This is a genomic window from Kitasatospora hibisci, assembly GCF_043950205.1.
In the GTDB taxonomy this organism is placed as follows: Bacteria; Actinomycetota; Actinomycetes; order Streptomycetales; family Streptomycetaceae; genus Kitasatospora; species Kitasatospora hibisci.
Genome location: NZ_CP171642.1, coordinates 228865 through 252945, shown reverse-complemented (window position 1 = coordinate 252945; position 24081 = coordinate 228865). Strand labels below are relative to the sequence as shown.

General features: G+C 74.4%; 18 protein-coding genes and 3 pseudogenes. 11 read left to right on the top strand and 10 right to left on the bottom strand.

What is annotated here, in order from left to right:
• The first annotated feature begins 217 nt into the window (after positions 1-217).
• From ACF9IK_RS01190 to ACF9IK_RS01165, 6 genes and pseudogenes are all read left to right on the top strand, one after another.
• Positions 218-3046, top strand: a complete 2829-nt coding sequence (locus ACF9IK_RS01190) for a hypothetical protein (protein ID WP_395292365.1) — start codon at positions 218-220, stop codon at positions 3044-3046.
• Between the two features lie 244 nt (positions 3047-3290).
• The gene (locus ACF9IK_RS01185; RefSeq protein ID WP_395292364.1) at positions 3291-3746 is read left to right on the top strand and encodes an SRPBCC family protein; all 456 of its coding nucleotides are present in this window, start codon (positions 3291-3293) and stop codon (positions 3744-3746) included.
• A gap of 388 nt (positions 3747-4134) precedes the next feature.
• Entirely contained in the window at positions 4135-5073 is a 939-nt protein-coding gene (locus ACF9IK_RS01180) for a hypothetical protein (RefSeq protein WP_395292363.1), read from the top strand.
• Between the two features lie 166 nt (positions 5074-5239).
• The gene (locus ACF9IK_RS01175; protein ID WP_395292362.1) at positions 5240-6343 is read left to right on the top strand and encodes an NADH:flavin oxidoreductase/NADH oxidase; all 1104 of its coding nucleotides are present in this window, start codon (positions 5240-5242) and stop codon (positions 6341-6343) included.
• A 220-nt stretch (positions 6344-6563) separates the two neighbouring features.
• Positions 6564-6830 carry a transcriptional regulator gene (locus tag ACF9IK_RS01170; protein ID WP_395292361.1) on the top strand — a complete coding sequence of 89 codons (267 nt, stop codon included), beginning with the start codon at positions 6564-6566 and terminating at the stop codon, positions 6828-6830.
• Positions 6827-6979: pseudogene (locus ACF9IK_RS01165) on the top strand (nucleotidyl transferase AbiEii/AbiGii toxin family protein); the annotation flags it as partial. The gene ACF9IK_RS01170 and the pseudogene ACF9IK_RS01165, both read left to right, overlap by 4 nt.
• 186 nt (positions 6980-7165) lie before the next feature.
• Here the strand turns inward: ACF9IK_RS01165 and ACF9IK_RS01160 are convergent.
• The 4 genes from ACF9IK_RS01160 to ACF9IK_RS01145 form a co-directional block, all read right to left on the bottom strand.
• A complete protein-coding gene (locus ACF9IK_RS01160; protein WP_395292360.1) occupies positions 7166-11191 on the bottom strand; it encodes a hypothetical protein in 4026 nt (1341 codons plus the stop codon).
• Positions 11192-11312: 121 nt separating this feature from the next.
• Positions 11313-12176: a hypothetical protein gene (locus ACF9IK_RS01155; protein WP_395292359.1), complete on the bottom strand. Its 864-nt coding sequence runs from the start codon at positions 12174-12176 to the stop codon at positions 11313-11315.
• 192 nt (positions 12177-12368) lie between these two features.
• The gene (locus tag ACF9IK_RS01150) at positions 12369-13019 is read right to left on the bottom strand and encodes a hypothetical protein (RefSeq protein ID WP_395292358.1); all 651 of its coding nucleotides are present in this window, start codon (positions 13017-13019) and stop codon (positions 12369-12371) included.
• A gap of 170 nt (positions 13020-13189) precedes the next feature.
• Positions 13190-13693, bottom strand: a complete 504-nt coding sequence (locus tag ACF9IK_RS01145) for a metallophosphoesterase family protein (RefSeq protein WP_395292357.1) — start codon at positions 13691-13693, stop codon at positions 13190-13192.
• Between the two features lie 193 nt (positions 13694-13886).
• On the opposite strand from ACF9IK_RS01145, the gene ACF9IK_RS01140 reads away from it, so the two are divergent.
• Positions 13887-14141 (top strand): LapA family protein, encoded by a 255-nt coding sequence (locus ACF9IK_RS01140; RefSeq protein ID WP_395292356.1) that lies wholly within the window; start codon positions 13887-13889, stop codon positions 14139-14141.
• Between the two features lie 417 nt (positions 14142-14558).
• Here ACF9IK_RS01140 and ACF9IK_RS01135 read toward each other — a convergent pair whose 3' ends face one another.
• The 4 genes and pseudogenes from ACF9IK_RS01135 to ACF9IK_RS01120 form a co-directional block, all read right to left on the bottom strand.
• On the bottom strand, positions 14559-15212 hold the full coding sequence (locus ACF9IK_RS01135; protein WP_395292355.1) for a GPP34 family phosphoprotein: 654 nt from the start codon (positions 15210-15212) through the stop codon (positions 14559-14561).
• A 782-nt stretch (positions 15213-15994) separates the two neighbouring features.
• Positions 15995-16948 carry a sigma-70 family RNA polymerase sigma factor gene (locus ACF9IK_RS01130; RefSeq protein ID WP_395292354.1) on the bottom strand — a complete coding sequence of 318 codons (954 nt, stop codon included), beginning with the start codon at positions 16946-16948 and terminating at the stop codon, positions 15995-15997.
• 10 nt (positions 16949-16958) lie between these two features.
• Positions 16959-17885 (bottom strand): annotated as a pseudogene (locus ACF9IK_RS01125) (NAD(P)/FAD-dependent oxidoreductase); the annotation flags it as partial.
• Between the two features lie 4 nt (positions 17886-17889).
• Complete coding sequence (locus tag ACF9IK_RS01120; protein ID WP_395298428.1) at positions 17890-19104, bottom strand: RNA-guided endonuclease InsQ/TnpB family protein; 1215 nt, start codon at positions 19102-19104, stop codon at positions 17890-17892.
• 25 nt (positions 19105-19129) lie between these two features.
• On the opposite strand from ACF9IK_RS01120, the gene tnpA reads away from it, so the two are divergent.
• Positions 19130-19546: an IS200/IS605 family transposase gene (tnpA, locus tag ACF9IK_RS01115; RefSeq protein ID WP_395292353.1), complete on the top strand. Its 417-nt coding sequence runs from the start codon at positions 19130-19132 to the stop codon at positions 19544-19546.
• 115 nt (positions 19547-19661) lie between these two features.
• On the opposite strand, the pseudogene ACF9IK_RS01110 reads toward tnpA, so the two are convergent.
• A pseudogene (locus tag ACF9IK_RS01110) lies at positions 19662-19961 on the bottom strand (FAD-dependent oxidoreductase); the annotation flags it as partial.
• Between the two features lie 318 nt (positions 19962-20279).
• Here ACF9IK_RS01110 and ACF9IK_RS01105 point away from each other — a divergent pair.
• Positions 20280-20924, top strand: coding sequence for a GAP family protein (locus ACF9IK_RS01105; protein ID WP_395292352.1), 645 nt, complete (start codon positions 20280-20282; stop codon positions 20922-20924).
• A 17-nt stretch (positions 20925-20941) separates the two neighbouring features.
• On the opposite strand, the gene ACF9IK_RS01100 is transcribed toward ACF9IK_RS01105, so the two are convergent.
• Positions 20942-21664: an SDR family oxidoreductase gene (locus tag ACF9IK_RS01100; protein ID WP_395292351.1), complete on the bottom strand. Its 723-nt coding sequence runs from the start codon at positions 21662-21664 to the stop codon at positions 20942-20944.
• A 158-nt stretch (positions 21665-21822) separates the two neighbouring features.
• On the opposite strand from ACF9IK_RS01100, the gene ACF9IK_RS01095 reads away from it, so the two are divergent.
• Together ACF9IK_RS01095 and ACF9IK_RS01090 are read left to right on the top strand one after the other, a co-directional pair.
• Positions 21823-22692, top strand: coding sequence for a helix-turn-helix domain-containing protein (locus ACF9IK_RS01095; RefSeq protein WP_395292350.1), 870 nt, complete (start codon positions 21823-21825; stop codon positions 22690-22692).
• Positions 22693-22960: 268 nt separating this feature from the next.
• Positions 22961-24061 carry an alanine racemase gene (locus ACF9IK_RS01090; RefSeq protein WP_395292349.1) on the top strand — a complete coding sequence of 367 codons (1101 nt, stop codon included), beginning with the start codon at positions 22961-22963 and terminating at the stop codon, positions 24059-24061.
• Positions 24062-24081: the final 20 nt, after the last annotated feature.

Here is a 24081-nt window from a genome sequence, read left to right as displayed (position 1 = left end):
CCCCGCCCGCCTCCCCCGGGACGGGAGCCGGCCCTGGGGAGGCGGCGCCGGTCGGGCCCCCGGGTCTGCCCGATCGGGAAGCAGCTGTGCGTCAATGCCTCTGGCTGCGGGTGCGGGGGAGCCGAAGACTGCGCGGGTGAAGGATCGACGAACACCGAACGGCCTGCGTCCGGCGGCACCCGGCACCGGCCACCACCCGCCCCGCACACCGCCCCACATGCTGCGACGCCTCCTACGCCGCCTGCTGGCCGCCGGGGTGGCGGCCGCGCTGACGGCCGGCCTCCTCGGCGCCCTGGCCGGCACCGCCTACGCCGTACCACCCGGGTCGCAACTGCCCGCCACCTGGAACATGCTGCACACCCCGGCCGCCTGGAACGCGGCGTACAACCTCGCCCGCACCCGCGACATCGTGGCCCTGCAAGAGGTCCCGGAAGCCCTGCCCAACAACGGCAACCTCATCCACGTCGCCGTCCACACGTCCCCGCAGCACCCCTACGTCATCGACCACTACTACTACGTCCCCCAGCAGGACCTGCCGGTGCGCAACCTCTACATCCTGCGGGACAGTCTGACCCCCACGATGCTGCGCCTCGGCTTCTTCACGGCGCGCGAGGCCCGGCACGTGGAGGTCGTGGAGTCGGCGATCGAGGGCAGCCGGCCGGCCCTGGCCATCGTCGACGGCGAGGGCGCCGAAGCGGTGATGTTCGCGTCCGTCCACGCCTTCTCGGGAGGCGGGGGCGACGCGCCGAGCCTGGTCGCCAACGTGAGCGTCGCGGCGGGGGCGGAGAGCGGGGGCCGCTGGGCCGTGCTGGGCGACTACAACCGGGCGCCGGGAACCCTGCAGGGCAACCTGCCGGCCGGCTCCCACGTCTACCGCCCCGGGCAGGCCACACAGCTCAGCGGCAACGAACTCGACTACCTGGTCAGCAGCATGGACGTCGAGGCCTGGAACACCGTCCACGTGGGCCAGAACCACGCGAGCGACCACTACCAGGTGTTCTTCGGCGCCCAGCAGGGCGGCGCCGAGACCCAGGTCGTGGCCTACCGGGACACCGGTACCGCGGAGCTCGCGGCCCTCGGGGAACCGGCGGTGCCCGCGGCCGACGGCTCCCTGGTCGACGCGTTCTGGGCGCAGAGCCACCGGCAGCTGTGGCGCAGCGCCCGGTCGTTCGCGTTCGGCGACGAGTGGTTCGTCCAGCTGCAGAACGTGCAGTCGAAGAAGTGCCTGACGACGGGGGCCCCCTTCCTGGCCACCGCGCCGGTGGTGACGGCGACCTGTTCGCTCAACCCCACCGCCAGTGAGCTCTGGTCCTACGACCCGGCGCTGCACACCCTCAGCACCTCCAGGGGGCAGATCGTCCAGGCGAGAACGGACGACACCACCCCGGTGATCGCCCTCCAGCCCTTCAGCTCGGTGATGTTCCCCAACCAGCCGGCCGTTCTGGAGCAGCGCCCCGTCGACCTGGCCACCTTCTTCAGCGGAGGGACGACGACCCGGGTCGGGGTGGCGCTGGTGGACAGCACCACCCACCAGCGGCTCCAGGACTACCACCCGTGGATCGGTTCGCACCGGCTCGCCGAGGGCAGCAACGTCAGCAGCGGAACCGCCGGGGCGGACGAGCGCTGGGCCCTCGAAGTCGGGCCGTGGGTGGGCTTCAAGATCAAGAGCACCCAGCGCAACGAGTACGTCGCCGTGGTGGGGGACGGCACGACGGCCGGCCTGGTCACCGACGCCACCGGGCCGGAGTCCTCGTGGTACTTCGACGGGCCGCTCCTGAAGAACATGACGACGCACGGAGCGCTGGGCGACTTCGGCGGCGGCGCGCTCCACGTCGGCCGCACCGTCAGGACGGAGATCTCCGTCGAGTCGTACGAGCTCCAGCCCGTGGTGCGCGAGATCCCGACCGAGGCCATCGGCAAGGCGACCTCGTTCCTGACCGGCACCATGGACCACTACGGCTCGCCCGCCGACCTGCGCGTGCCGCGCAGCTACACCGGCGGCCACTTCGCCCCGGGCGAGGAGTTCGGCCCCGAGGGCTACCAGGCGTCGTTCACCTACGACAACGCGCTGGTCATCACCGCCCTGCTGATGCAGGGGTCGAGCAGCGGCGTCAGCCACGCGATGGAGCTCGGCGACAGCCTGCTCTACGCCCAGGCCCACGACATCGTCCCCGACGGGCGGATCCGCGCCTCCTACGAGCCGCAGCCGTTCGTCACCGCCACCGGCGCGCCCTACGTGGGCGGATTCTCCGTCTACACCGGGAACATGGCCTGGGCGGGGATGGCCCTGACCCGCCTCCACCACGTCACCGGCGAGCAGCGCTACCTCGACGGTGCGCTGAGGGTCGCGAACTGGATCCAGGCCAACGCGGCCGACACCCGCGGCGCGGGCGGCTACACCGGAGGCCTGCGCAACAGCGACGGCACCGGCGCCGAGATGACCCCCATCCAGTGGAAGGCCACCGAGCACAACATCGACACGGGCGCGTTCTTCGCCATGCTCGCCGCCGCCACCGGCGACCAGGTGTGGAAGACCCGCTCGGACAACGCCTTCGCCTTCGTCGCCGGCATGCAGGCGGACGACGGCCGGCTCTGGACGGGCACGGGCCTGGACGGCGTGACCCAGAACCGCGACACCGTCCCGGAGGACGTGCAGACCTGGAGCTACCTGGCCACGCTCAACCCCGCCTACGCCCGCTCGGTCGACTGGGCCGCCGGCAACCTGGCCGCGACCGACGGCCCGTTCACCGGGGTCAGCTTCGGCCGCACCGACACCTCCAAGGTCTGGTTCGAGGGCACCGCGCACCTCCTGGCCGCGTACTACGCCCGGGGCGCCGCCGGTGACGACGCCAAGGCGGCCGCGCTCCTGGACACGCTCAAGCTCGCCCAGACCCAGGCACCCAACGGCGACGGCCGCGGCATCGTGGCCGCCTCCAGCGACGGCCTCACCACCGGCGAGGGCGACACGTACTACGCGTCGCTGCACACCGGTGCCACGGCCTGGTTCGTCATCGCCGCGCTCGGACGCAACCCCTTCCGGCTCTGAGCCGGGACCGGCGGGCGGGCGGCGCGGCGGCGCCCGCCCGCCGGCCGGTGCCCGGGGGCTTCGACACGCACGGCCCGTGCGTGTCGAAGCCCCCGGGGCCCGCCCGCTCCGCGGGTGCGCCGGTTGCCGCGGCCCCGCGCAGGGCCCAGATTGAAAGTGGTGCCGTCCGCGGACTCTCCCCGCCCGGTGATGGTGGCGGGCCGGGTCCGGTCGGTCGGCGGGACGGCGCGGAGGAGGTACGGCGATGAGCACGGTGGAGGAGTCGATCGACGTGGAGGTGCCGGTCCGCGTCGTCTACGACCAGTGGGCCACGTTCGAGGACTTCCCGCAGTTCATGGAGGGCGTGGAGGAGGTCAGGCAGCTGGACGAGCGTCATGCCCACTGGCGGACGAAGATCGCCGGACTGGCCCGGGAGTTCGACACCGAGATCGTCGAGCGGGTGCCCGAGGAGCGGGTCGCCTGGCGCACCACCGGCGAGAGCGTGAAGCACACCGGCACGGTCGACTTCGAACCGCTCGGCACGGCCCGGACGCGGGTGACGATGACCATGGCCTTCCAGCCCACCGGCTTCGCCGAGAAGGCCGCCGACAAGCTGGGCGTGCTCGACCGCCAGGTGCGGGGCGACCTGCGCCGCTTCAAGAGGTTCGTCGAGGGCCGCGACGCCGGGACCGACCCGCAGTCCGCGTCCGAGAGCGGCTGACGCCCCGGCCCGGCGGGCCCGACGCCCCGCCGAGGCCTTGCCCCCGGGCACCGGAATCCGCTTCCGTTACGCCCCGTCCCGTCCCCTTGCCGGCCGGGGGCCGGCCGGACGGGGGCCGGCCGGCACCGCGAAGCCGCACCCGATCGCCGTACTACAGCCGGTCCCGGGGCGAGCTGCTGGAGCCCGGCGCCCTCCGGGACTGACCGGGACTGACCGGGACTGACCGGGGCCGCCGCACCGCAGCGTCCCGCAGCGGCCGTGGAGGGCGGCGCGGGCCGTGGTGTCGGAGCCGGGCGGGGCTGCGGTGACGGGCTAGGCTCGCGAGGTCGTCACGGGGAACGCGGAGGTCGGGACGGTTCGGTTCAAGCGCGAGGTTGCCATCGGGGCGATGACCTTCTGGCTCCGTCCGGCGTTCACGCTGCGTGTGGTCAAGCGGTTCCAGCGGATCGTGGGTTTCGACCGGGCCATGGCGCTCGCGTCCAGTGCGTTGGCGGCCCTGATCCCGCTGGCGATCCTGTGCGGCACGTTCTTCGTCCTCCTCGGCAGGGGCAATGTGGCCGACCACATCGTGCAGCGCTACGGGCTGACCGGTGGCGGGGCGGAGGCCCTCGCGGAGGTCCTGTCCCCGCCCGCGGGGGCGGACGTGGGCGTGGACGTCCTCGGATCGGCCTTCCTGGTCATCTCGCTGCTGAGCTTCAGCCGGGCGATGCAGCGGATGTTCGAGCAGGCGTGGGAGCTCAGACCGCTCAGCGTGCGCAACACCCCGAACGGGCTGCGGTGGATCCTCGGCCTGATCGTCTACGCGGCGGCCGTCGGCTGGCTGCACGCCGTCCTCGACCGCGGCCGCCACGACCTGGCGGCCGTCCTGCTGGCGGCGCCGCTGACCGGGGCCTTCCTGATCTGGGGCGGATGGATCCTGTCCGCCCGGCGGATCGCCCCGGCCGACCTGGTCCCGTTCGGCGTCATCGCCGCCGTGCTGACGGCGCTCTACTCGGTGGCCGCGGCCGTCTACCTCCCGCGCCTGCTCAACTCCTACGCCAACCGGTACGGGTCGGTCGGTGCGGTCTTCGCAGCGCTCTCGACCCTGTTCGGCGCGATGGTCGTCGTCGTCGGCTCCGTCGCGGTGGGACGGGAGGTGCGCGACGAACTGCGCCGGGTGCGCCGCGGGGAGCGCCCTCCCGAGGACGAGGTCCGCCGGCAGTGGCAGGAGCTGGTCGACGAACTGCGGTCGCGGTGGCGCACCACCGCACCGCACCGCCGCCGACCGGGCCGACCGGGAGGCCCGCCCCGCGAACAGGGCCCGCCGCCCCGCGAACGGGACCCGTGACCCGTTCTGCTCCACCGTCGAGAGCCGGACCAGGGGCGGCCCACGCTTGCAAATGGCGCGCGTGTGCAACTATTGTCGAGTCAAGAAGAAAGCATCTGCAAGCACTTGGGAGGGGCGCCGGGCCGCCCGCGACCCTCCCGCGCCGCCGGAGCACCGGGAGTCCCACATGACCACCACCCTCTTCACCCCCTACACCCTGCGGGCGCTGACCGTTGCGAACCGGATCTGGATGCCGGCGATGTGCCAGTACAGCGCCGCGCCGGACGGGGCCGAGGCCGGCGTCCCGACCGACTGGCACTTCACCCACCTGGCGGCGCGCGCCACCGGCGGCACCGGGTTGATCATCACCGAGGCCACTGCCGTCAGCCCCGAGGGGCGCATCAGCCCGTACGACCTCGGCATCTGGAACGACACGCAGGCCGCGGCCTTCCGGCGGATCACCTCCTTCCTCAAGGCACAGGGCACCGTCGCGGCCGTCCAGCTCGCCCACGCCGGCCGCAAGGCCTCCACCGAGCGGACCTGGGTCGAGCGCGGCCGGGCCCTCGCCCCGGACGAGGCCCACGGCTGGACGCCGGTGGGCCCCAGCGCCGTCCCCTTCACCTCCGCCCACACCACGCCCGACGAGCTGACCGGGGAGCAGATCGGCGCGATCGTCCAGGAGTTCGCCGACGCCGCCCGGCGCGCGCTCGACGCCGGCTTCCAGGTCGCCGAGATCCACGGCGCCCACGGCTACCTGATCCACGAGTTCCTCTCCCCGGCCACCAACCACCGCACCGACGCCTACGGTGGCTCCTTCGAGGGCCGCATCCGCTTCGCGCTGGAGGTCGTGGACGCCGTCCGCGCCGTGTGGCCGCAGGACCTGCCGGTCTTCTTCCGCATCTCCGCGACCGACTGGCTCACGGAGAACCCGCAGGACGGCCGCGAGGGGTGGACCTCGCAGGACACCGTCCGGCTGGCCAAGGAGCTCCAGGCCCACGGCGTGGACCTGATGGACGTCTCCACCGGCGGCATCGTCCCCGACGCCCGGGTCGAGGCCGGGCCCGACTACCAGGTCCCCTTCGCCGAGGCGGTGCGCCGCGAGGCCGGCATGCCCGTGGCGGCCGTCGGCCTGATCACCGACCCCGCCCGCGCCCAGGCCATCCTCACCGCAGACCGGGCCGACGCCGTCCTGATCGGCCGCGAGCTGCTGCGCAACCCCTCCTGGGCGCGCCACGCCGCCGCCGAGCTCGGCGCCCCCACCCCCGGCCCCGTCCAGTACCACCGTGCCTAGAAGCGGGCGGCAACGCCTGGCGACGGCCCGTCCTCCGATGGCCGCCGGGCCGTGGGAGGACGTCCGGTCGAGGACACCGTCTGAGGCTTTGCGTGGGCGGGACCCCCGGTTGGGCTGAGAGGGGATGATCGACTCCACGACATCCCTCGATTCCGCCGACGGCCGTCTCGGGCAGCCGGCTTCCCGCCTCACCGGTTCCCCCGAAGGGTCGGAGGGGCCGATGAGCGGAACGGTGGGACTACCGCTGCACCTGGCGCGGCCAGGGCTGCGGGCGTTCGATCTTGACCGGCCACGGCTTCGGACGGGCCTGTACCGGATCCTGCTGACCGAGGGCATGCACGAGGACCTCGTCCGTTTCCTGAACGGCGGCTTGCTGGTCGAGCAGCGGCCGGCGCTGCGGACGCTGGTCGGCCCGGCCGTTCGCGCAGGATGGGAGAACGCGTTCACCGAGCCGGAGGCTGCCGCCCGGACGGCCGCAGCGGGGTGAGGCTCACCTTGCCCCATCGGCGCCTGCTCGCCGATGTCCTCGCGGCCGGCGCCCCGTACCGGCCCGTGCTGACCGGCGGCTACGCCGCCCAGGCCCACGGTCTGGCCGACCGGCTCAGCCGGGACCTGGACATCGCCACCGAGCACCCGCCGCGATGAAGGCGGCTGCCTCCTCGGCGACGACCTCATTCACCTGCGAGCCCCCTCGCGTCCCCGCCCGTGCCTTCGCCGCGGCGACGCCACCGTCGCCGCCCGGCCTCGTCCGTGATCACGGACGAGGCCGGCCGAACACCGCACCGCTCCCGCGCATTCCGCGTCGCGGGCCGGCGAACACGCCTACCGGGCCTCCCGTGTCTGCTGTGCCTGCCAGGCCTGGGCGAAGAGGGCGGGCAGCGGGCGGGTGGGGACCAGGACCGCATGGGCGGCGCAGGCCCGCGCGGCGGTCGCGGGCAGCAGGGCGAGCTTGCCGGCCTCGACCGGCAGCCGGGGCGCCTTCAGGTCCAGCCACGGGCCCGGTGCGAACAGGCTCCGGCCGGCCCGGGCCCGGCGGGCCTCCACCACGAGACCGGTGGCGCGCACCTGCTGCTGGGCGGCCTTCAGCGCGGCGCCGGACCAGCCCGTCCACTGCCGCACGCGGCGGTCGGTGGGATCGGGCAGGGCGAGCAGCATCAGGTACAGCGCGGCGGCGTCCGCCGACACCTCCAGGGCGGCTGCGCACGCGGCGACGACGCCGGGTGCGCTGCGGCGCGGGTCCTGCTCCCAGCCGGGGACGCGGTCGGCGTCGTCGCTCAGGTGGCGGCCGAGGGCGGCGAGGTCGCCGGAGAGCAGGATGCGCAGGTCGGTCAGGGCGGGCAGTCCGGAGCCGGCGGGCAGGGCCTGCGAGGGGAGCAGACGCTCGAAGTAGTCGTCGAGCGCGTCGAGGGCCGGGTCTTCGGGACCGTCGAGCCGGTCCGGGCGGACCAGGACGTGCCACTGGCCCGTGGCCGCGTCGTCCACCACCTCGACGCCGGGCAGTTCGGCCAGCGGCTGCGGGGACGGCGGCCGGCCGGTGGACGCCCGCCGGTCGGCGGAGAAGACGCGCCACCGCGCCGCACCGCCGTCGGCCCGGAGGGCGGCGGCGCCGAGCGCGGGCCGCAGCGGGTGGCCGGCCGGTGTGCGGTAGGCCAGCCACGCCATCGCGTACGGCGAGGCGTACGGTGCGGGCGCGTCGTCCGGGCCCGACGCGGGTGTGACGGCGGCGGCCAGCAGGGAGGTGAGCCGGCGCCGGCGCCGGCGCGGTCCGGGCGGCCCCGGGTCGACGGCGGGGCCGGGGTCGGCCGGGGCCCAGGGACCCTTGGGGAAGCGGATCTCCTTCCCGGCCTCCGCCATCAGCTCGGCGGCGACCGGGAGGGCACCGAACCGGTCCTGCCACCACGTCACGGCCCGCTCCAGGTCCAGGCCGTGCGTCCACAGCCGCTGCGGCTGCTCGGGGAGCAGCCGGGTGCGGAACTCCCGGAGGGCGTCACGGCCGATCCGGCGCCCGATCTCCTTCTCGGCGGCAGTCTGGTGGTCCCGGTGGTTGGGCCGCAGGGCGAGCAGGGCGGTGGCCTCGTCGGCCGTCAGCGCGAGCTGCCGGGCCAGGTCCTCGACGGCCTGGCGCCGGGCGGGCAGCGGGCCCCGTTCGGCGAGCAGCCCGAGGTAGGTGTGCAGCCAGGCGGCGTCGGCCGCCGGGGCCAGCTCGTGCGCGGTCTCCACGGCGCAGCCGCCCGCGGCGGCCAGCGGGCCGTGCTCGGGGAAGGCGCCCGACGGCGCGTACTCCAGCAGGACGGACCGGTTGAAGGTGCTGTGGAGGACGACGGCGGTCGAGTCGGCGGTGCGGTACACGTGGCCGACCGGGGGCGTCAGGCGGTTCGCGGGGGAGGAGACCGTGACGGTGCGCCAGCGCCCCGGCCCCTGCTCGGCGACGAACGGCAGCTCGGCGTACTCGCGCAGCCGTGCGGCGCTCACGGTGTCGCCGTGCAGTACTTCGGTCTGCGGGTCGACGACCAGGTAGGGGAAGGAGGCGGAGGCGCCCGGGACGATCGCGCTCGGGCGGTCGAGGTCGCCGTCCCACAGCGGGCCTTCGGCGGCGGCCGCACGCAGCCGGCGCCCGAGCCGGACCCGGGTCGACGCCGGCGCGTCGGCCGGCCCGGCGTGCACGTCGCCGGACGCCCCGCCGGCTGCCTCCCCGGGCGCCTCGTCGGCCGGGGTCAGCAGCGGGACGAGGTGGGCGAGGCCGTTGCGGCAGTTCGCGGCGACCTGCACCAGGCGCCCGAACTCCACGGCGACCTGCTCCTCGCCCTCCAGCCCCAGGAGCCGGCCGATCCGCTGGCGGACCTGGCCCGCCACACCGTCCCGGAAGACGGACCGCGCCTCCACCCCGCGCAGCAGCAACTCGGCGCCGGCCCGGTCCAGCGATCGCTCCGGCGCTCCCGCGGCCACGGCGTCCACCAGCAGCGCGGTGACGTCCACGGCGGCCAGCCGCCCGGCCCGGCCCCGGTCGGCGAGGAGCCCGACGGCGGCGCCGACGTGCATGAAGCGGGCGAGCATCAGCGCCACCTCGTCCAGGTCCAGGACGGGCAGTTCGGCGAGTTCCTCGTCGCACCATTCCGCCAGCGCCCGGCGGCCCGGGCCGGTGCCGACCAGAGTGGGCACCCGGGCCCAGCCCTTGGGGGCGTGCGGCTGGTACCAGAGGTTGTGCGCGTCGCCGCCGTTGGTCAGCTCGAACTCGGCCCGCAGCAGGGCCCGGATCTCCCGGGCGAAGCGCGGATCGGCGGTGAGGGCGCGCAGTTCGGGGCGCGGGGCGACGTCGAGGCGGTGCAGGTAGGGGTCGGCGAGCCGCGGCGGCGGGTCGGCGACGGGTGCGCCCGCGGCCAGCAGGACGTCGAGGACGCCCAGCCGCAGGGTGGTTGCCCGGCTCTCCCTGGTCCACCGGCTGGGGTAGGGCAGGTCCACGGGCACGCCGTCGGCGGCGATCGCGGGCGCGAGCAGTTCGGCGAGGCGGTGCAGCCCGGGGGCCGGTCGGTGGTACAGCCGGTCGGCGAGCGCGACGAGGCGGTGCAGCCAGTGGGCGGCGGCGCCGGGCGGCGGGCCGTCGGGGCCGGGAGCCGCAGTGAGCAGGGCCAGCGCGCCGGTGTGTTCCAGGTAGGTCATGGCCACGGGTGACTCCAGCACGCCGGACGGCGGCCCGGCGGCGACCACCTCGTGGGCCAGTCGGGGGAGTTCGGCGCGGACCTGCTCCCAGGCGGGGGAGGCGAGCAGGGCCGTCCAGAACTCGACGGCGGCCTCGGTCCACAGATCGCGGGCGGGCAGCAGGCGCACGGCGAGGCGGGCCAGTTCGCGGTCGGGATCGAGGCCGGCCGCGCGGGCCGTGCGGGTGAGGTCGGCGGCGAGCCCGGGGTGCACGCCGTCGCGGGCCGCGCGGCCGGTGAGCAGGGCCAGGGTGCGGCGGGCCGCGTCCCGGTCGCCGGCGCGCGCGGTGACCTGCCGGACGCGTTCGCGCAGGGCGGTGTCGGTGAGCGCGCCGGCGGCGTCCACGGCCGCGTAGCGGGCGTCCAGCCACTGCTGGTCGACGCGTTCGGCGGCGGTGCGTTCGGCGGCCCTGGCCCGGCCGAACCACGCCGCGGCGTCGGCCCGTTCGCCGCCGTGGCGCAGGCACTGGTCGGCCACGCCGTCCAGGAAGCAGCGCAGCAGCGCCGGTTCGGCACCGGCGAGCTCCTTCAGCACGCCGTCCACGTCGCGCTTGATGAACACCCGCCAGCTCGCGGTCGTCTGCTCCAGCCGCTCGACGTAGTGCAGCACCTCCTCCGCCCGGGTGGGGTGCTCGGCCAGCGCGGACTCGGGGAAGGGCACCGTCGCGGGCCCGGGCAGAGCGGTCGGCCGGGTGCCGACCAGCTCCCAGCCCAGACGCGCCATCAGGTGGTCGCGGTGGCGGGCCGCGGCCGCGCCGGTGAGCAGGATCCGCAGGTCGCCCGGGAGGGCGGGATGGCGGTAGGAGCGGGCGAGCAGGGTCTCGTCACCGTCCGGCTCCGGGCCCGCGACGGCGGCGGTGGGGGTGAGGTCGGCCTGCGCCAGAGCGTCCTGCCAGGCGCCGTCCGCCGACAGGGCCTGCACCAGGTCGTCCGGCACCGCGACGGCCTCCCGCACCAGGCGCTCGGCCTCCCGCAGGCACGCCTGGCGGTGGGCCGCCACGCCGTCGGCGAGGGCGAGCAGCCGCGGCAGCCCCGGGTGGGCGGCCAGCGCGGCCGGCGCCTTCTTCAACGCCCGCCCCCGCTCGTTGCGGTGGACGACCCGCCCCTCCTCCAGCCGGGCGGTGTAACCGCCGGCAGTGATCTCCCAACCCATGTCGCCCCCTGAGGATCGTCTACGCGGTCCGGGCAGCCTAACGACCGCCTCCGACGTCCGGCCCGCCGGCGCCGCCGCCGCTGACCTCGGGCTCCGGCCCCGGACCGGCCGCAGGGCGTGGCTAGGAGGCCGGGGCGGCGCCGTCCGCCGCCGGGGCCGCCGGGGCGCGGGTCTCCTCGGTGCGCTCGGGGAGCAGCAGGACGGCGCCGACGAGGAAGCAGACCGCGCCGACCAGGGTCGTGGTGTTCGCCCCGGTGGCGTTGTGGACCTGGCCGGTGACCGGGCTGATGTACCCGGCGACGGCGGAGACGCCGAAGGCGACGGACCCGACGAGGTTGGCCAGCGCGATCCACCAGGCCCAGGACCTCGGCCGCCAGGCGGCCCAGGCGTGGCAGGTCTCGTACCAGGCGAGGAGGCTGGCGACGAGGAAGCACACCGAGCCGATCGCGTCGGGTCGCCAGACGTGCTGGTGGGCGGTGACCGCGGACAGGTCGTCCGACATGGCGACGCCGGTGCTGACGTTGAAGTACAGGGTGCCGACCAGCTGGACCCCGGTGGCCCACCAGTCGATCCGCCGCGGCTGGCGGACCAGGACCCGTCGGTGCGCGGGGTTGTCCGCCGGCGGGCCGGCGTCGACCGCCTCGCGGTAGCACAGGAACGACGCGGCGGTGAAGAACAGCGACCCGACGAAGTAGGTGACGGTGTCCCACCGGGCCCCGACCGCGTCGGTGTAGCCGGGCACCGATCCGACGGCGAACAGCAGCGACCCGACGGCGAACAGCACCGCGATCCACCAGCCGCGGGCGGCGGGCGCCCACCAGGTCGACCCGGTGGCGGGTTCCTGGTGCTTGCGGTGGCGCCGCGACTCCCACCGCACCACGACGCCGTCCGGGCGCACGTGGTCGACGAACGTCACCAGGCCTGCGGCCCGCCGGCCGCCCCGGTGCCGCCCGGGCACCGGCGGCTCCGGCCCGCTCCTCGTCATCGCCTGCCTCCGTCCCGGGTACCGCTCGGGCCCGCCCTGCGCCGCTCTCACACCGTCGCACGGCCACCCGGGCCGCCGCAGACCGGGCAGGTCCCCCTCGCGGTGGACGAGGCCGACCGGGCGCCACCCGCCCGGTGGCGCCGCGCTACCGGGCCCGAACGCCGCCCGCCCGGCAAAGCGCTGCGCCCGCGGTCAGAACCCGAGCCGGAGCCGGAGCCGGAGCAGGCACCCGCCGGGGCGGTTGTCGGTGTCGACGCCGACCGTCACCGGGCCGCGGTCGGTCTCCGCCCAGTGGTACCCGGTGTTCCGGCACTGGGCAGCGTCGCCGTCCGGGTCGTACTGGACGTCGAGCGCGACGTACGTCTGCCCGATCCTCGGCACGGCGAGGGTGAGGTCGCAGCCGCCGGGCCGGTCGTCGGTGTCGATCCGTACGGCGGGGCCGAAGACCCGGGTGTCGCTGCGGATCGGCATCGCGTACGTGCCCTCGTTGCCGCACTGCGCCGGGTCCCCGCCGCCGGCGGCCCGGAGGGCGTAGGTGAGGGAGACGCCGTCCAGGTCGAGATCGGGGTCGTGGATTCCGAACGCCAGCCGGCAGCCGCCCGGACGCCCGTCGGTGTCGAAGCGGATGACGTCGCTCCACGTCCCCTCCGCGATCCACTGGTCGCCCGTCCTCCCGCCGCACTGGCCGGGATCGCCGTCCGGGTTGAACCGGACGCCCAGCTCCGCCGGCTGGAACCGCCGGATCCCCGTCTGCGCCTGCGCCTGCGGCGCGGGGAGCGCGGGCGCCGCAACGGCCGCCGCCACCACCCCGAACACCGCCAGCCTGCACGCGAGTCTCCTCATGGCACCGCTTCCCTCCGCCTGCGAACATCCGGGACCGGAACCACAGGATGTCGAGGGCGTGGACACGCCAAGCAGAGGCCGTGGCCGACATGCCCGCGCGCCACCCGAAAGACCCAGCCGCGCGCTGCCGCCTGCGCGCCGCCGGAGTGCGGGCGGAGGGCGGGTGCGGGTCAGTGGCGGGGCGGCAGGCGGTGGAGCCGCACGTCGGTGAGGTGCCCCTCGTCCAGGCGGGCGGTCAGGTAGGTGGCGAAGGGCTGGCGGCGCCGGTCGGTCGGCGAGCCCGGGTTGAGCAGCCGCAGGCCGCCCGGGGTGCGGCTGTCCCACGGGATGTGGCTGTGCCCGAAGACCAGGACGTCCGCGTCGGGGAAGCGGGCCTCGCACCGCTGCTCGCGGCCCCGGGCGGGACCGGTCTCGTGGACGACCGCGAAGCGGACGCCCTGGAGGTCCGCGCGGGCGATCCGGGGCAGCCGCTCCCGCAGCGCGGCCCCGTCGTTGTTGCCGTGGACGGCGACCAGGCGCCGGGACCGGGCCTGGAGCAGGGCGAGCGTGGCGGTGTCGACCCAGTCCCCGGCGTGGAACACGACGTCGGCGTCGTCGACGGCGTCGAGCAGTGGTGCGGGCAGGGAACGCGCCCGGGTGGGGACGTGGGTGTCCGAGGTCAGCAGAAGTCGCATCGCGGTGGGAACGACCGGGCCGGCCCGGGGGTAACGCGACGGCCCCGCAGCGGCGCCCGCGAGGCCCCCGGGGCATCGGGCCGCCCTCGACCCGCCCGGACGAGGGCCGGTCGTGTCCTCCCCTCGACGTCCCCGGGCGTCGCCCGGGCGACGGCGAAGGGCGGGGCGCGCCCGACGACCGGAGACTGGAGACATGACAGACAAGACCACGTCCGCGGATCGCCATTCCAAGCTCACGATCCGCGGCCGGGACGTCCGGATCCGCACCATCGGGATCGCGGTCCTCGGCATCCTGGCCGTCTGGTTCGTCGGCGTGAACACCGACTCCGTGGAGATCCGGCTCTGGGTCGCGACGGTCACGCTCCCGCTGTGGGTGGTGCTGGCCGTCACGCTCGTCGTCGGTGCGGCCATCGGCTGGCTGCTGGCGCGCCGGCGGGCGGCGAGATGACACCGGCCGGCGGATGAGGCCGCCTTCGTCGGCCCCGCCGCCCAGGTCCGCCCGGCCGTCCGCCCGGCCGTCCGCCCGGCCGCCCGCCCCGTCCGGGCTGCTCCGTTCGGGTGACGCAGGGTTGGCCGCCGGAGCCGGGCGGGCAGGGACCGCTGCGTGACGACGTCTCCCTCCGCCGCGCGCCGACCGCGCCGCCGGCCCCGCCCCGCCCCGCCCGCCGGCACCGCGACCACGGCGGCCACCGTGCCGGGCCACCGGTCACCGGCCACGCTCCGCGCTGGCGGCTGCTGCTGCCGGACCTGGTCCAGCGAGCACATCTCCCCGGGCGGAAAGGTCGTCCGCACCACCTGGCACGAACCCGCCTGCCGGACCGGCGGCCGGCCGTGACGGCCCCTCCGGGCCCGGCCGGGCCACCGGTCAGCCGCCGCCCATCCCGCCCTGGGCGGCGACCATGGTCAGGTTCAGCCCGGTCACCGCCCGGGCCAGGCCCGGGGCATCGCCGGCGAGCCGGTCGGTGAGCGCGGTGATCCGCCCGGCACGGGCCTTGCGGTCCTGCCGGGAGAGCACCAGCCGCAGGTGCCCGTGGGCGGCCAGCGCCGCGAGCACCGCATCGGCGTACGGCACCTCGGCCACCGGAACGCTGCCGCGGACCAGCTCGGCCACCCGCACCTGGAGGTCCAGGGCCTCGCGCGGGTCGTCCATCGCCACGGCCCGCTGCGGTACGACCGGGCCGTAGGGGTCGCGGTCCGCCACGGTCACCACACCGAGCACCGCGAGCTCCTCCTCGACGGCCTCCAGGGTGTCGTCACGGCTTCGCCTGATCCACGACTTCCAGGTGCGCGGCCGCCCGCCCACCTCGCCGAGCAGCGCGTCCAGGACGCCGTCCCCGGTGCGGGCGGCCGAGACGATCTGCACCCGGCCTGCCCCGTCCTCGGCGACGGCGCCCCGGTGGGCGAGCTCGGCCAGGGCGGCGGCGCGCAGCAGGAAGCCGGCGCGGGTGCGGTCCTGCAGGGACTGGGCCCGGGTGTCGAAGGCCATCAGGTAGGTGGCCAGATGCAGTCCTCGGCTCATGGCCCCGACGATACGGCGCCCCTGCCCGCCCGCCATCGGTCCACAGGACGGACGGTCCTCCACCTGGAGGAGCACCCGGCCGCGTACTCGCCCCCCGATCCGGCCGGTGACCGCGCGTCGTCCTTGCCGGCCCGGACGGCGCACGGAGGCACCGCCGCCCGAGGAGTCGGCGCCCGCCGTGCAGGACGTCCCGGAAGGTGTTCGACCGGCCGTCAGTGCCGGTTCGGCGCAGGTCTCGCTCCACGGGTCGGCCGCGGAGTGGCCCTGCCGCGCGTGCGGGCGGACTCGTGGCCTTCCAGGGGCGGTCGCGGATGTACTCGCGCTCCATGCCGGACATGGCGGCGAGCACCGTGAACACGATCCCGGAGGGGTCGTGTGAGCCCTTCGGCTCCCCGGTGAGGAGCTCCGGGCCGGCGTCGTCGGCCTTGAGCTCCTCGGCGAGCATGGCAAGTTCGATGCCGCGGCCGAGCCGCTTGTGCTCGTGGACGAGGAGGGTCACGGCGACGCCGGAGGAGCGGATCTTCCCGGCGAGCTTCACGGCGGCCTCCGGCTCGGGTCGCCGTGGCGCGGGTGGAGATCTTCTCCGAGAAGACGCGCGTCACCCGGGCCGTGGCGAGTGAGTCGAGCCGTGCGTCGAGCCGTGCGTCGAGGGATCGCCGGGCGGTCGATGCTCGGGCGTACCGAGGCGGACGTGCCCAGCGGGTTCGGCGCCGGCGCTCACCGGTCGGGGCAGTTCGGCCCGCACCGACCCCGGCTTGTGTGCGGCCGCGGTCGGCGTCGGGTCACCACTGGGTGATGAGCGGCGCGTCCGGTCCGTGCTGCCGCCAGGCCTCGGTGAGGCGGACGAGGCGGGCGGGGGCGGCGATGCCGCGCACGGTTGCGATCTTGCCGTCTGTGATGTCGAACGTCACGGCGCCGACGACCTTGCCGTCGGGCACGAAGAGGATGGCGGGGGCGCCGTTGACGAGCGCGTAGTGGACGGCGGAGATGCCGCCTGCGAGTCGCTGCTTCGCAGGTGTGGATGTGAAGCCGGCCCGTGCGACGGCGGCGATGCGCTGCGGAGTGTCGTACCGCAGCAGCTTCTCGGTCAGGCCGGCGCCGTCGGAGATCGCGGTCGCGTCGTCGGTGAGCAGCGCGACCAGCCGTTCGGTGCGGCCGGAGGTGGCGGCGGCGAGGAACTCCTCGACGATCCTGCGGGCGGATGCCGGGTCGACTTCGCCGCTGCCGCCGCGCGCGGCGGTGATGCGGCGCCGGGCCCGGTGGAGGTGCTGCTGGCTCGCGGACTCGGTGATGTCGAGGATCTCGGCGATCTCGGCGTGGTTGTGGGAGAACGCTTCGCGCAGGACGTAGACGGCCCGCTCGACGGGTGACAGGCGCTCCATCAGAGTCAGCACGGCCAGGGAGACCGATTCCCGCTGCTCGAAAGTCGCGGCCGGGTCGAGCATCGGGTCGCCGTCGAGGAGCGGTTCGGGCAGCCAGGCACCGCCGGTGCGTTCGCGGCGGGCCTGTGCCGAGCGGAGCCGGTCGAGGCACAGGTTGGTGACGACCTTGGTCAGCCATGCTTCCGGCACCCGGATCCGCTGCCGGTCGGCGGCCTGCCAGTGCAGGAACGCATCCTGCACGGCGTCCTCGGCGTCGATGGCGGAGCCGAGCAGCCGGTACGCCAGCGAGGCCAGCCGGTTCCGGCTGGCCTCGAACCGGCTGGTGTCGAAGCGATCGATGGCGGTGCTGTCCACGCGGAACACCCTAACTAGACGGCTGCGCCGCCGCGTTCCCGGCGGACGCGGCCGGCGCGGCGGCCAGGCGGCGCGTGCGCTTGGGCAGGCCGAAAGTCGGGTGGGAGGTGGCCCACAGCGACATCCTGACGATGCCGGACTTGATCCGTGCGGCCCTCCGGCCGCTCAGGTACTTCGGCTTCGCCTGCCCTTCGCCGTCGACCATCTGCAGGATCCCGTCCCGCCGCCCGAGGCTGATGTGGTTGCCCACGTACTCCAACCTGGTGTTCGCGATCTCGCGGCCGGTCAGGCGTCCCGTGATCGCGGCCGTGGCCTGCCGGCCGGTGTAGCCGGCCGAAGCGCAGGACATCGGCAGCGGCCGGCCGTTGTCGCCGACGGCACAGGCACTGTCGCCGGCGGCGTAGACGTTCGGGTGCGAGACCGACCGCATGGTGCGATCGACGACGATCTGACCGTTCTCGGTGACCTCCAGCCCGCTGGCGGCGGCGATGGGGTTGACCGCGAACCCGGCCGTCCACACGGTTGCGTCGGACGCCAGGACGGTGCCGTCGGCGCACAGCACCCGCGTCGCTTCGACGGCTTCGACGCTTGTGTGCTCCCGGACGGTGACGCCCAACCGGCCGCAGGCTTGACGCAGGTGGCTGCGGGCTCCGGCGCAGAGCGAGGCGCCCAGCTCGCTGCGGGCGACCAGCGTCACCGACAGGCCGGGCCGGGATTCGGCGATCTCGGTGGCGGTCTCGATGCCGGTCAGCCCGTCGCCGACGACCAGCACGCTGCCGACCTCGTCCCGCCCGTCCAGGCTGTCCAGGCGCTCACGCAGGCGCAGCGCCGCCGGACGACTGGCGACGTGGAACGCGTGCTCGGTCACGCCGGGGACGCCGTGGTCGGCGACGTGGCTGCCGAGTGCGTAGAGGAGCGTGTCTTGACTTCCGCTCCCCGCCCTAAAGGGCGGGGATTCCTACCACGGTCGTCTGACCGTCTCGGTGGGTTCCTGCTTCTTCGCGCTGTGCGGGGACGGGTCCCCGGCTTACCCGCGCTCGACAGGCTGACACCGCCAGTCCGGCGGCCGTGGCTATGTTGACGGCGGCGTTGACGTCCCGGTCCAGCCAGACGCCGCACGCCTGGCACTGCCAGACGCGGATGTTCAGCGGCTTGGGGCCGTCCTTGACGCCGCAGTGGGAGCAAACCTGGGAGGTCGGCTCGAAGCGGCCGATCTTGATCAGGTTCCGGCCGTACTTCGCGGCCTTGTACTCCAGCATGGTGACGAACGCCGACCATCCGGCGTCGTGCACGGACTTGGCGAGCCGTGTGCGGGCGAGTCCCTTGACCGCCAGGTCTTCCACCGCGATTGCTTGGTTCTCGCGAATCAGTCCGGTGGAGACCTGGTGGTGGAACTCGCGCCGGGCGTCGGCCACCCGTGCGTGGTTGCGAGCGACCTTGTGACGGGCCTTCTCGCGGTTCTTGCTGCCCTTGGCCTTACGGGACAGGGCTTGCTGTGCGCGTTTGAGCTTCTTCTCTGCGCGCCGGAGGAACTTCGGGGCGTCGATCTTCCGCCCGTCCGAGAGGACGGCGAAGTGTCCGAGGCCGAGATCGAGACCGGTGACCGGTTCGGTCTCGGGAAGGATCTCGGGGTCCGTCTCGACAACGAAGCTGGCGAAGTACCGGCCTGCGCTGTCCTTGATCACCGTCACCGAGGATGGCACGGACGGCAAGGCGCGGGACCACTTCACCCGCACGTCGCCGATCTTCGGCAGCGATAGGTCGCCGCCCGGTGTGATCTTCCATCGGGCGTTCGCGGTGAAGCGGATCGCCTGCCGGGTGTCCTTGCGGGACTTGAACCGGGGCGGTCCCATCTTCGGGCGCATGCCCTTGAGGCCGTCGAAGAAGTTCCGGTAGGCGGTGTCCAGGTCCCGGAGGGACTGTTGCAGCACCACGGCGGACACCTCGCCGAGCCATGCCCGTTCGGGGGTGTTCTTCGCGGCCGTGAGCTGCTTGGACAGCTCGCCGGACGGGATGAACGGCAGCCCGGCGGCGCGGGCGGTCTCACGTGCCCGGAGGGCATCATTGAAGGCCACCCGTGCACACCCGAACGCCCTGGCCAGCGCGGAACGCTGAGGCCCGTTCGGGTACACGCGGAAGCTGTACCTGAGCTGCACGGTCAGCACCGTACCATTTTGGTTTATGGCCGAGTATCAGAACATCCGCACTGGTCGGCACTGCGCTTTCGCCCTGCATGCGCACTTGGTTTTCGTGACGAAGTACCGTCACAAGGTGTTCGCCGAGCGGCATCTGACCCGGCTCGAAGAGATCATGCGGGACGTGTGCGCCGACTTCGAGGTGGAGTTGGTCGAGTTCAACGGCGAGAACAACCACGTCCACCTGCTGGTGAACTTCCCGCCGAAGGTCGCCCTGTCCAAGCTGGTCAACTCGCTCAAAGGCGTCAGCTCGCGCCGGCTGCGGCAGGAGTACCCCGAGCTGGTCAAGCACTACTGGCGCGCACAGCGTCTGTGGTCCGGTTCGTACTTCGCCGGATCAGTCGACGGCGCGCCGCTGTCGATAGTCCGGCAGTACATCGAGCAGCAGAACCGTCCGGCTTGACGGTCTGCGGTGGGCACCGTCCACAGTGCGGGAGGGTGCCCACCGCACAGGTCAGAGCAGGGTTCAGAATCGCTTCACCACCGGGCTGAAGCCCGGTGCACTGCGATTAGTCCAGGTAGCCGAGCTCGCCGCCGCCGTCGGAGTCGGCCACGGCGACGGCCTGGCGCTCGGGGTCGACGGCGGTGACCCTGGCCAGGCGCAGCCGTATCCCCGTGCCCGCGAAGACGTCGGTGAGCTTCGGGGCCTCGATCTCCTGGCCGGCCGCGAGCTGGTGCAGCCGCAGCCGCTGGACGAAGTCCGGCTCGGTGTTGACCACGGTGATCTCGGTGTCCGCCGGGGACAGCTGGCGGGCCAGGGTCCCGGCCACGTAGGCCCCTGCATAGCCGGCGCCGAGGACGACGATGCGGTGCTTCATGTGATGCTCCTGTCGGTTCGCTGGCTCCCTGTCGGTGACTTGAGCGGGACAGCGCCCCGATTCCTGACAGGAACCGCGTGTGACGTGGGTCACGGAACGGCGGGAGTCGTGCCGCCGACCGATCGACGCAACGTCGAGGCGGCGCGGACGGGGCTCACGGGCCGTCGGCGTGGCCTGCTTGACCTGCCGGGGCGGGGGCCGCAGAGTCGGACTGCGGCGCGCGGGCGCCAGCACCTCGTGTGCCTGCCGGGCATGCCCGCCCGGAACGCCTGTCCCGGGGGCGCCGGGCGGCCCCGACCCCCGGGAGCGGCTGAGCCGATGGTCCTCGACCTGGTCATCATCGGGACGGCCATCACCCTCGGGCCGCTGCACAACAGTGCCTTCATCCTGCTGCTGTCGTCGCGACGCGGTGTCCGCAACGGCCTGGCCTTCCTGCTGTCCTGGCTGGCGAACCTGGTCGCCGTGATCGCCTGTGTGATGCTGCTGACCGGTGGGACGCCGCCCGCCCACCACAGCGCGCCCTCGACCGCCGCGGTCGCCGCCAAGCTGGCGATCGGCGTCGGCCTGGTGCTGTACGGCGAGTACCGGCGCCGGCGGCCGCCGCGCCCGCCCCGGCCGCCGAGCTGGGCGGGCCGTGTCGACAGCGCCTCGCTCGCCGCCGCCGCCGGCCTCGCCTGGCTGCTCCAGCCGTGGGGCCTGGTCGGCGCCGGCGCCGCCGCGGTCGTCGACGCCGACCTCTCCACCCTCTCCGACTGGCTCGCCCTGACCGGCTACTGCCTGCTGGCCACGCTCAGCCTCCTGGTCATGGAGCTCTACACCGTCTGGGCGCCGGATGCCGCGCAGGCCCGGCTGAACGCCCTGCGCACCTGGATCTCCCAGCACATGGACCAGCTGGTCATCACCCTCTCCCTGCTGACCGGCCTGGCGCTGACCGCGGTGAGCATCTACCAGCTCGTCACCTGAGGGTCCCGGGTGGCGGCTCAGGCCTCCTGACCGGTGGCGGCGAGGACGATCTCCCGGACGGTCACGCTCTGCGGCTGCCGGTAGGCGTAGGCGATGGCCTCGGCCACGACCTGCGGGTCCAGGGCGCCGCCGGCGGCCTTCTTCCACGCCTCGTAGTCCGTCTTGATCTGCTCGTCGCCGGTGTGGGAGAGCAGTTCGGTCTCCACTGCACCGGGGGCGATGGTCACCACCCGTACGCCGGCCGCGGCGACCTCCTCGCGCAGGTTCTCCGACAGGGCGTGCACGGCGAACTTGGTGGCGACGTACGCGGCGTGGTGGGGGAAGGTCTTGCGGCCGGCGACGGAACTGACGTTGATGACCGTGCCGGTGCCCCGGGCGAGCATGCCGGGCAGCACCGCGCGGGTGCCGTGGAGCACGCCCTTGACGTTGAGGTCGATCATCCGGTCCCATTCGTCCGCCGGCTGGTCGGCGATGCGCCCGAGCAGCATGACCCCGGCGTTGTTGACGATCGCGTCGGCGGGTCCGAACCGCTCCTCCGCCTCGCCCACGGCCTCCTCGACGGCGCCGCGGTCGGTGACGTCCACCCGGCGGCACAGCGTGTGCGGCAGGGCGAGCTCCTCCAGCCGCTCCAGCCGCCGGGCGAGCAGCAGCAGCGGGTGCCCCTGGGCGGACAGCAGGCGTGCGGTCGCGGCGCCGATGCCGGAACTTGCGCCGGTGATGACGATCAAGGGCTTGGTCATGGTGGGGATGCCTCCCGCAGTGGTGTGTCGAGTCACCGTCCAGGAGACCACCGGGCGGGGCCCCGCCCGTGCCGGCAGACGGGTCCGGGTCCACCGGGGGTCCGGCAGACCCCCTCTCGCGTGGCCGGCCGCCCCGCGCACCGTCCTAACCTGGAGGAGTGAACACGCCCCCGGAGCGCGGACCCAACCTGGAGCTGCGGGACTTCCTGCGCTCCCGCCGGGCCAGGACCAGCCCCGCCGCCGCGGGCCTGGGCCCGCACGCCGGCCGCCGCCGGGTGCCCGGCCTGCGCCGCGAGGAGGTCGCGCAGCTCGCCGGGGTCAGCGTCGACTACTACGTACGGCTCGAACGGGGTCGCACCCCGAACGCCTCGGCCGCCGTGCTGGACGCCGTGGCCCGCGCACTGCACCTCGACCCGGCCGAGCGCGCCCACCTGTTCGACCTGGCCAAACCCCGACCGGGCACCACCCGCCGACGCCCCCAACCGCCCCAGCGGGTACGGCCCGGGCTGCTGCGCGTCCTGGACACCCTGACCGGAACTCCGGCGATGATCCTCGGACACCGGTTGGACGTGCTGGCCGCCAACCCGCTCGCCAAGGCCCTGTACGTCGACTTCGACGCCCTGCCGCACCGCGACCGCAACCTCGCCCGGTTCATCTTCCTCGACCCCGCCGCCCGCGACCTGCTCGCCGACTGGGAGACCGCCGCCCGCGGCGCGGTGGCGGCGCTGCGCCTGTACGCCGGCCGCCACCCGCACGATCCGCGCCTGAACGAACTCGTCGGTGAACTGTCCGTGCGCGACGAGGACTTCCGCCAGTGGTGGGCCGACCACGACGTCCTGCAGTACACCCACGGCATCAAGCTCTACCGCCACCCCATCGCCGGCGAGCTCACCCTGGCCTACGAGTCGCTCGCCCTTCCGGACGACCCCGACCAGGCCCTCTACCTCTACACCGCGGAGTCCGACAGCCCCTCCGAACACGCCCTGCGCCTGCTCGCGAGCTGGTCCGCCCCGGCGGCGCGCCGGTGACGGCCACCGCTGTCGCCGCCCGCCGCGGGACGGACTCCTTCGAATACCACGGCCACGCACGGAGCCAGTGTCATGTCACTTGCCTGGCCTCGGCATTCCGGGCCCCGGCGCCGGCCCGCTGTCCCTCCCCGGCCGGCCGCTGCCCCGCCACCCCCGCGGAAGCACCGGCCGGCCCCACAGCCGACGTGGTCGACCCGCACGAGGTGCCCGAACCTATCCTCGTGGAACGAGAACACGTCCGGTGCGACGCGAGCCGAAGAGGAAACAGATGAGCGCAATCCCCGTGGAGATCGACACCCCGGACATCATGGTCGAACTGGACGTGCTCGAACGGAACATCGAGCGCATGGCCGCAGCACTCCAGACCAAGGGCCTGCGGCTGCGCCCCCACGCCAAGACCCACAAGATGCCGGAGATCGCCGCCCGCCAGCTCGCTGCGGGGGCCGTCGGGCTGACGGTCGCGACCATCGGGGAGGCCGAGGTCTTCGCCGACCACGGCGCCACCGATCTCTTCATCGCCTACCCGCTGTGGATCGGGCCCCGGCAGGCGCAGCGACTGCAGAAGCTCGCCACCCGGGCGAGGGTCGCCATCGGAACGGACTCCGCCGAAGCCGCCGAGACGGCCGGCCGCCACCTCGGGGCCGCGGCCGGCGACATCGAGGTCATGGTGGAGATCGACAGCGGCCACCACCGCAGCGGCGTCCGCCCGGAGCAGGCCGTGGCGGTGGCCCGAGCGGCGACCCGGGCCGGCCTCCGCGTCGCGGGAGTGTTCACCTTCCCCGGCCACGGCTACGCACCGGGCATGCCCGCCACGGCGGCCGAGCAGGAGCAGCAGGCCCTCGCGCGGGCGGCCGAACTGCTCGCCGCCGCAGGCTTCGAGGTCACCCGGGTGAGCGGCGGATCCACCCCCACCGCGGAACTGACCGGCACCTCGGCGGCCACCGAAGTGCGGCCGGGCGTCTACGTGTTCGGCGACGCCCAACAGCTCGAACTCGGACGCTGCACCACGGCGGACATCGCGCTGACGGTCGCGGCGACCGTCGTCAGCCGGCACGAGGGGGACGACACCACACCCCGCCGGGTCGTCCTGGACGCGGGCAGCAAGATCCTCGGCGGCGACCGGGCCGCCTGGGCGACCGGCTTCGGCCGGCTCATGGACCACCCCGAGGCCCGCATCACGGCCCTGTCCGAACACCACGCCACCGTGGCCTGGCCCGACGACAGCGGCCTGCCCGCCCTCGGCGAGCGGCTGCGCGTCATCCCCAACCACGTCTGCGTCGCGGTCAACCTCGTCGACGACGTCGCCGTGGTGAACGGCGGCACGCTGGTGACCCGCTGGCAGGTGGCCGCCCGCGGCAGGAACTCCTGACCCCGGGCAACCCCAGCCCC

Bases quoted from the DNA above. Each gene is read 5' to 3' on its own strand.
- ACF9IK_RS01100 (WP_395292351.1), bottom strand. From the start codon at position 21,664: ATGACCAAGCCCTTGATCGTCATCACCGGCGCAAGTTCCGGCATCGGC.
- tnpA (WP_395292353.1), top strand. From the start codon at position 19,130: ATGGCCGAGTATCAGAACATCCGCACTGGTCGGCACTGCGCTTTCGCC.
- ACF9IK_RS01150 (WP_395292358.1), bottom strand. From the start codon at position 13,019: ATGAGGAGACTCGCGTGCAGGCTGGCGGTGTTCGGGGTGGTGGCGGCG.
- ACF9IK_RS01090 (WP_395292349.1), top strand. From the start codon at position 22,961: ATGAGCGCAATCCCCGTGGAGATCGACACCCCGGACATCATGGTCGAA.
- ACF9IK_RS01140 (WP_395292356.1), top strand. From the start codon at position 13,887: ATGACAGACAAGACCACGTCCGCGGATCGCCATTCCAAGCTCACGATC.
- ACF9IK_RS01155 (WP_395292359.1), bottom strand. From the start codon at position 12,176: ATGACGAGGAGCGGGCCGGAGCCGCCGGTGCCCGGGCGGCACCGGGGC.
- ACF9IK_RS01105 (WP_395292352.1), top strand. From the start codon at position 20,280: ATGGTCCTCGACCTGGTCATCATCGGGACGGCCATCACCCTCGGGCCG.
- ACF9IK_RS01180 (WP_395292363.1), top strand. From the start codon at position 4,135: ATGACCTTCTGGCTCCGTCCGGCGTTCACGCTGCGTGTGGTCAAGCGG.
- ACF9IK_RS01170 (WP_395292361.1), top strand. From the start codon at position 6,564: ATGAGCGGAACGGTGGGACTACCGCTGCACCTGGCGCGGCCAGGGCTG.
- ACF9IK_RS01135 (WP_395292355.1), bottom strand. From the start codon at position 15,212: ATGAGCCGAGGACTGCATCTGGCCACCTACCTGATGGCCTTCGACACC.
- ACF9IK_RS01190 (WP_395292365.1), top strand. From the start codon at position 218: ATGCTGCGACGCCTCCTACGCCGCCTGCTGGCCGCCGGGGTGGCGGCC.
- ACF9IK_RS01145 (WP_395292357.1), bottom strand. From the start codon at position 13,693: ATGCGACTTCTGCTGACCTCGGACACCCACGTCCCCACCCGGGCGCGT.
- ACF9IK_RS01160 (WP_395292360.1), bottom strand. From the start codon at position 11,191: ATGGGTTGGGAGATCACTGCCGGCGGTTACACCGCCCGGCTGGAGGAG.
- ACF9IK_RS01175 (WP_395292362.1), top strand. From the start codon at position 5,240: ATGACCACCACCCTCTTCACCCCCTACACCCTGCGGGCGCTGACCGTT.
- ACF9IK_RS01185 (WP_395292364.1), top strand. From the start codon at position 3,291: ATGAGCACGGTGGAGGAGTCGATCGACGTGGAGGTGCCGGTCCGCGTC.